We start from the raw sequence: 5,088 nt of genomic DNA on the forward strand, positions 1-5,088 counted from the left end.
GAATGACGGTCTCGGCCAGGTGATCATGAATCCGCTCGCCCAGGGGCCGGTAATCGATCAGGTCATCCTGGGGTTCCAGCCCCAGCAGCTTGCGTGTCAACGGCACGCGCCTGGGGGCCTCGTCGTTGCCGCGCGGGTCCACGAGAAAACCCCGGCCATCGAAGCGACGGATCAAGCCTTCCTCATGCAGAAGGTTGAGCGCTTGGCGCACGGGCACCCGGCTCGTGCCGAATAGCTCGGCCAGAGGCGCCTCCACCAGGACCAGTCCAGGAGTCGCTTGCCCGCCAAGGATCGCTTCACGCAACGTGTTGCGGATCGTCTCGTAGCGTGACGCAGGACGGTCTTCCAGGGGCGGTGTTACGGACATCGAGGGTCGTCTCATGAAGCGTGGTGGGTAAGTTTCTCACAAGCGGGGCGAGATGTGATCGCGTGCCGGTAACAGTCTGGTGACCGATTTTGGGGCAGGGTTGTTACCAGAAAACCCAAAATGGATCATTTAAATAAACATACAATTTATGGGCCAGCCTAGGGGAAGCCGTTCAGTCGGCGCTCTGGGCCGCTGGTTCAGAGCGCTTGGAGTGTTTTCTCCAGAGGCAAAGCGTAGAGCTGGCACGCTCGATGCTTATACGAATGTATGTATCAATGAAATGTACATTTTAAAGGTGGTTCCATGTTTGCCGATGCCTGCTCCCTGGCCCAGAAATTCGCCGATGGATCCTCTGATCCGGTCACGGCGCTTGAGCGCGCATTGCAGCTGGCCCAGAGCGTCCCTGCGGCGTTCATTTCGCTGTGTCCCGAGCGGGCGAGGCGAGAGGCGCAAGCGGCAAGAAAACGCTGGGAAGCGGGGCAGCCCTTGTCCTGCCTGGATGGGGTGCCCGTCGCCTGGAAGGACCTTTACGACCTGGCTGGCAGCGTCACGACCGCAGGCGCGAAATTCCGTTTGCATCAAGCGCCTGCTTCTGCGGACTGTGCCTTGGCGATTGCGCTGAGCCGGGCAGGCCTGGTGAGCATCGGCAAGACCAACCTGAGCGAACTGGCCTATTCAGGCCTGGGGCTCAACCCGCACTTTGGCACGCCGGCCGGGACCTCAACGAAGGGTGAAGCCCGCGCGCCCGGTGGATCCTCTTCAGGTTCTGCCATTGCCGTCGCGCGCGGCGTCGTGCCGATCGGCATGTCCACGGACACGGCGGGATCCATCCGGATTCCGGCTGCCTTCAACGGCTTGGTGGGCTATCGCAGCAGCGGGAAGCGTTATGCCTTCGCGGGTGTCACGCCGCTTGCGAGCTCGCTGGACTCACTCGGACCGATCACCACCAGCGTTCGCGACGTCATCGCCATCGACAACCTGCTGCTCGGCGATCGGCTGGGGATGGCGTTGAACACCACCGGCCTGCCCCTGGCCGGGCTCAGGCTGTGTGTTGACTCGACACTGCTTGAAGATTCGCGCATTCAGCCGGAGGTGAAGACCAACCTGCTGGCAGCGGTTCAGCGGTTGGCCGGCGCAGGCGCGGTGGTCGAGAAAAAGCCCGTTGCGGCATTCCAGCAAGCGCTGGAAGTCATCGAGCAGATCGGTTGGCTTGGAAGCGCCGAGGCCTTCGCGCTGTATCAAACGCTGCTCGATGGCCCGGATGCGGCGCAACTGGACCCTCGGGTGCGTACACGGCTCGAGGCCGCCAGGACGTTCCCGGCCAGCAAGCAGGTGCGGCTGTACCAGGCAGCGCAACAGCTCAAAGAACAGATCGCGGATGAACTGGACGGCGCGTTTCTCGTGACCCCGACCGTCGCGCACGTGGCCCCGCTGCTCGCACCCCTTGAAACCGACACGACGCACTTTGTGGCCACCAACCTGGCGACATTGAGGCTGACGATGCCGGGCAGCATGCTCGACATGCCGGGGGTCGCACTGCCCAGTGGAGCAGGTGAAGCCGGATTGCCCACCAGCCTGCTTTTATCAAGTTCAAGTGGCAATGATGAAGCGCTCCTTCGCGCGGCGTTGGCAATAGAACCCTATGTTCGGAATGCCTAGCCCTGGCGTTCAGGCAGGGCGGACAGTTTCTGCCTGCCTTCAAATCAAATAACAATGAGGTATTGATCATGGCGAAAGAAATCTTTGTATCAATTGGCGTTGACGTCGATGCAGTAGCGGGTTGGCTGGGCTCTTACGGTGGGGAAGATTCACCGGACGATATTTCTCGTGGTTTGTTTGCCGGTGAAGTTGGCGCCCCACGCCTGCTCAAACTATTCGACAAGTATGATCTGCGCACCACCTGGTTCATTCCAGGCCATTCGGTTGAGACTTTCCCGGAACAAATGCAGGCCGTTGTCCAGGCAGGTCACGAAATCGGAATCCACGGCTACAGCCATGAAAACCCGATTGCAATGACGCCAGAGCAGGAAGAGATTGTCCTGGACAAGTCCATTGAAATCATCACCCGGCTGGCCGGCAAACGGCCTACCGGTTACGTGGCGCCATGGTGGGAATTCAGCAATGTCACCAACGAATTGCTGCTCAAGAAAGGCATCAAGTACGACCACAGCCTGATGCACAATGACTTTCACCCGTACTACGTGAGGGTGAAGGACAGCTGGAGCAAGATCGACTACAGCCAGCACCCGGACACCTGGATGAAGCCGCTGGTGCGTGGGGAAGAAACCGATCTGGTTGAAATCCCGGCCAACTGGTACCTCGATGACCTTCCTCCGATGATGTTCATCAAGAAGTCGCCCAACAGCCACGGGTTTGTCAATCCACGTCACCTGGAAGAAATGTGGCGAGATCAGTTTGACTGGGTATACCGCGAGAATGATTACGCGGTGTTCCCGATCACCATTCATCCCGACGTGTCCGGCCGTCCACAAGTCTTGCTGATGCTGGAGCGGTTTATCGAGCACATGAAAAGTCACGAGGGCGTGAAGTTCGTGACCATGGACGAAATCGCCGACGACTTCATCCGCCGCCAACCGCGCAAGCGTTGATTGCGCGGTGTTCCCGTCTTTCACGCGCTTTACAAAAACAAGAGAAATGCCGATATGACCAGTACGCACGCCACGACAACGACGCAAGTCCCTGATACCGGCGCATGGAAGCCCGTACAACTGGAGTCCAAGGACGTTCAATACGCGACCTGGATTGCTTTCTTTGCCTGGGTCTTTGCAGTGTATGACTTCATCCTGTTTGGTACCCTGCTGCCGGTCATGGGCGGGCACTTCACCTGGAGTGAAGCCGAGCAGGCAGAGATCGCGACCTGGGTTGCGGTGGGGGGTGCCGTCATCGCCTTCGTGGTCGGCCCGCTGGTCGACCGCATTGGCCGGCGCGGCGGGATCATCTTCACCATTGGTGGCACGGCGCTCTGCTCGGCGCTCACCGCGGTGTGCGCGGGCATGGGTAAAGGGCCGCTGATCGCGGTCCGCTCCGTCGCCGGGCTTGGCTACGCGGAGGAGGGCGTCAACGCGACCTACCTCACCGAGGTGTACGCCGCATCCACCGATCCGAAGCTGATCAAGCGGCGCGGGTTCGTGTACAGCCTGGTGCAAAGTGGCTGGCCGGTGGGCGCACTGATCGCCGCGGGCCTGACCGCGTTGCTGCTGCCCCATATAGGCTGGCAGGGCTGCTTCATCTTTGCCGCCATTCCGGCACTGATCGTGGCGATCCTCGCGCGCAAGCTCAAGGAGAGCCCGCAATTCCAGGTTCACCAACGCATCAACCAGCTTCGCAAGGCGGGAGACGATGCTGGCGCCCGCAGCCTGGCCCGGGAATACCATGTTGATTACGACGAGCACGCGAAGGCCGGGGTCGCGGCCGCGTTCCGTGGTGCCGCGCTGCGCCCGACGCTGGTCCTGAGCCTGGCGATTCTGCTCAACTGGTCGGCGATCCAGGTGTTCAGCGTTCTGGGCACTTCCGTCATTGTCAGCGTGCATCAGCTCTCGTTCCAGAACTCGCTGTGGATCCTGGTGCTGTCCAATCTGGTTGGCTTCATCGGCTACCTGTTCCACGGCTGGCTCGGCGACCGCTTTGGGCGCCGCAACACGGTTGCCCTGGGCTGGATGTGTGGTGGCCTGGCGTTCTTCGCCATGCTGCAGGCACCCAGCGAACTGACGACCGTTATCGCCTTGTACAGCCTTGGCCTGTTCTTCCTGACCGGCCCGTACTCCGCAATGTTGTTCTTCATGGGCGAAAGCTTCCCGACCAGCATTCGCGCCACCGGGGGCGCGATCGTCCATGCCATGGGGCCTATCGGCGCGATCGTCGCCGGGCTCGGTATCACCAGTGTGCTGACGACCGGAGGCCAGTGGCACAGCGCTGCGCTGTGGTTTGGCGCCCTGCCGTGCTTCCTGTCTGGCCTGGTGATGTTTGCAGCCCGTCACGTCGAACCCCATTCCGTCAAATAACAAGGAGCTATCCATGTCTCGACCCGTAGCGTTGATCACCGGTGCCGCCAGCGGTATTGGCGAAGCCGTTGCAGTTGCCTATGCCAGAAAAGGGGTGCGTGTCGTTGGCGGCTACCTGGCAAGCGATCCGCATGACCCGTCGCACACCCAGCGGCTTGTCGAGCAGGCGGGCGGTGAATGCCTGATGGTGCCGATGGACGTCACCGACAGTGCGTCCCTGGACGCGATCGCGGCGGCTGCCGTGGAGCGCTTCGGGCGGCTCGACCATGCCGTCGCCAATGCGGGCCTGCTTCGCAAGGCGGCGCTGCTGGACATGTCGGATGAGCAGTGGAACGCCATGCTCGATGTAGACCTGACCGGGGTGATGCGCACCTTCAGAAGTGCGAGCCGGCACATGGGTGAAGGCGGTGCGCTGGTGGCGATCTCCTCGATTGCCGGCGGTGTCTATGGATGGCAGGAGCATTCCCATTACGCTGCCGCCAAGGCCGGCGTCCCTGGCCTTTGCCGTGCGCTGGCGGTCGAACTGGCGCCGAGAGGCATCCGGTGCAACGCGGTGATTCCAGGCCTGATCGAGACCCCTCAATCGCTCGACGGCAAGAACTCGCTCGGCGCGGACGGGTTGGCAAGAGCCGGTAAAGCCATCCCGCTGGGGCGTGTCGGCCGAGCCAGCGAAGTAGCTGACCTGGTGTGCTACCTGAC

At 61.5% G+C, this 5,088-nt stretch carries 5 protein-coding genes; 4 read left to right on the top strand and 1 reads right to left on the bottom strand.

Annotated elements, in window-relative coordinates:
- Nucleotides 1-367, bottom strand: a 367-nt coding sequence (locus VJS90_RS04890) for a GntR family transcriptional regulator (protein WP_324119594.1), incomplete at its 3' end; no start/stop codon positions are given.
- A 303-nt stretch (nt 368-670) separates the two neighbouring features.
- Here VJS90_RS04890 and VJS90_RS04895 point away from each other — a divergent pair.
- From VJS90_RS04895 to VJS90_RS04910, 4 genes are all read left to right on the top strand, one after another.
- Nucleotides 671-2,026: an amidase gene (locus tag VJS90_RS04895; protein WP_324119596.1), complete on the top strand. Its 1,356-nt coding sequence runs from the start codon at nt 671-673 to the stop codon at nt 2,024-2,026.
- Nucleotides 2,027-2,094: 68 nt separating this feature from the next.
- Complete coding sequence (locus tag VJS90_RS04900) at nt 2,095-2,976, top strand: polysaccharide deacetylase (RefSeq protein ID WP_324119598.1); 882 nt, start codon at nt 2,095-2,097, stop codon at nt 2,974-2,976.
- A 54-nt stretch (nt 2,977-3,030) separates the two neighbouring features.
- The gene (locus VJS90_RS04905) at nt 3,031-4,389 is read left to right on the top strand and encodes an MFS transporter (protein WP_324119602.1); all 1,359 of its coding nucleotides are present in this window, start codon (nt 3,031-3,033) and stop codon (nt 4,387-4,389) included.
- 13 nt (nt 4,390-4,402) lie between these two features.
- A partial coding sequence (locus VJS90_RS04910) for an SDR family NAD(P)-dependent oxidoreductase (protein ID WP_324119600.1) occupies nt 4,403-5,088 on the top strand: 686 nt, incomplete at its 3' end.

Source organism: Pseudomonas sp., from assembly GCF_035277045.1.
Taxonomy (GTDB): domain Bacteria; phylum Pseudomonadota; class Gammaproteobacteria; order Pseudomonadales; family Pseudomonadaceae; genus Aquipseudomonas.